Raw genomic sequence first — 1,864 nt, 5'->3', positions numbered from 1 at the left:
ACGGATGCATATATTGCAGAAATTACTCAACGCTTGAATCATCGTCCAAGAAAAAGACTCGGCTTTAAAAGTCCGAGTCAGGTATTATGGCAACAACATGGTGTTGCACTTCAAATGCTAATCTAAGCATAGAAAAATATGATCTCAATGCACCACGACACCTGCTGTCTTTTCAGCTACAGATTTTTGCCGCAAATGCGACGAGATCACGTACACTATGGACGGATATTTTTAATCCATATTCTTATATTCAGATTCAAGTAATGGAACCCCTTATGAATAACATGCAATGGCTCGATGAAGTAAAATTTAACGAACAAGGTCTGATCCCTGCCATTGCCCAGCATCACCAGAGCGGGCGTGTCCTGATGGTGGCCTGGATGAACCGTGAAGCGCTGGCTTTGACTGCCGAGAAGAATCAGGCTGTATATTTTTCCCGTTCACGTAACAAGTTATGGCATAAGGGGGAAGAGTCCGGACATTTTCAGACTATCCATGAAATCCGCCTCGACTGCGATGCAGATGTGATCATTCTGCAAATTGAGCAGCATGGCGGCATTGCCTGCCATACCGGCCGTGAGTCTTGTTTTTATCGTAAACTGACTCAAAATGGCTGGGAAACCGTGGATGCCCAGTTAAAAGATCCAAATGCAATTTATGGGCAAAAAACCACCAACCCGCATACCCTCGCCATGAATGCGTCCACCGCTCAGTCTGAACAGGTAGAAGTCCTCTCTTACCTCGGTGCAATGATGGCAGAACGTAAAAAAGCCGATCCGGATTCCTCCTATGTGGCCAAGCTGTACCATAAAGGGCTGAACAAGATTCTGGAAAAAGTGGGTGAAGAAAGCGTTGAAACTGTCCTGGCGGCCAAGGATTTTAAAGCTGAAGCCAATGAAGACCATAAAAATGACCTGATTTATGAAGTGGCTGACCTGTGGTTCCATACGATTGTCATGCTCGGTTATTTCGACCTTGAGCCGCAACTGGTTCTGAATGAACTGGCGCGCCGTCAGGGATTATCTGGTCTGGTTGAAAAAGCCAATCGTCTACATTAAAACGTGAATGAAGAATACGGTGTCTGATCTGCAAAAACCCAAACCCACCTATGAGCAGGCCACTGCCATTGATAATGCACGTCTGGGTAAATCCTTCAAGGTAATTGCCTATGCCGGCACAGGTAAAACCACCACCCTGCAAATGATCAGTGATGCCATGCTGGGGCGGCGTGGCATGTACCTGGCCTTTAACAAGGCGATTGCCTCTGAAGCGCAAAATAAGTTTCATCGCGGTGTGGACTGCCGTACCTTCCACTCGCTGGCTTTTCGCAGTGTTCCACGTGGAGTCACAGATAAGCTGCGTCTGCCACGTTTAAGTCCGAGCTTTATTGCCAAGGAGTATCGTTTAGAACCGATGACCTTGCGCCGCATGATGGGCGGACGTTATGAAAAATATGTGCTGATGCCTTCGCGTCTGGCCAGTCTGGTGGCCAATGCTGTCGGACATTTCTGTTCCACCAGTTCACAATACCCTGCTCCACGACATATTCAGGCACCTAGCTGGCTGCATCCAGATGACATCGAAATGCTACAGCAGAAACTTTATCCGGCAGTCGAACGGCGCTGGCTGGAGTCCATTGATCCGAACCATCAGGCCGGAATCGGGCATGATATTTATCTCAAACTCTGGGCACTGTCTGAACCGAATATTCCAGCAGACTATGTACTTTTTGATGAAGCACAGGATGCCGACCCCCTGATGCTGGGTATTTTGCTAAAACAGCGTAATACCCAGGTGATTTATGTTGGCGATGCGCATCAGCAGATTTATGCCTGGCGCGGTGCGGTCAATGCCATGCAGCAAC

General features: G+C 47.9%; 2 protein-coding genes. Both read left to right on the top strand.

Going from position 1 to position 1,864, the window contains the following annotated elements:
* The first annotated feature begins 275 nt into the window (after window positions 1–275).
* The gene (hisIE, locus tag E2K52_RS14255) at window positions 276–1,058 is read left to right on the top strand and encodes a bifunctional phosphoribosyl-AMP cyclohydrolase/phosphoribosyl-ATP diphosphatase HisIE (protein ID WP_151205662.1); all 783 of its coding nucleotides are present in this window, start codon (window positions 276–278) and stop codon (window positions 1,056–1,058) included.
* A 19-nt stretch (window positions 1,059–1,077) separates the two neighbouring features.
* On the top strand, window positions 1,078–1,864 hold a 787-nt coding region (locus E2K52_RS14250), incomplete at its 3' end, for a UvrD-helicase domain-containing protein (RefSeq protein WP_151205661.1).

Origin of the sequence: Acinetobacter sp. RF14B (assembly GCF_006864105.1) — a bacterium.
GTDB classification, from domain to species: domain Bacteria; phylum Pseudomonadota; class Gammaproteobacteria; order Pseudomonadales; family Moraxellaceae; genus Acinetobacter; species Acinetobacter lwoffii_C.
This window is presented reverse-complemented; position numbering and strand designations above follow the sequence as displayed.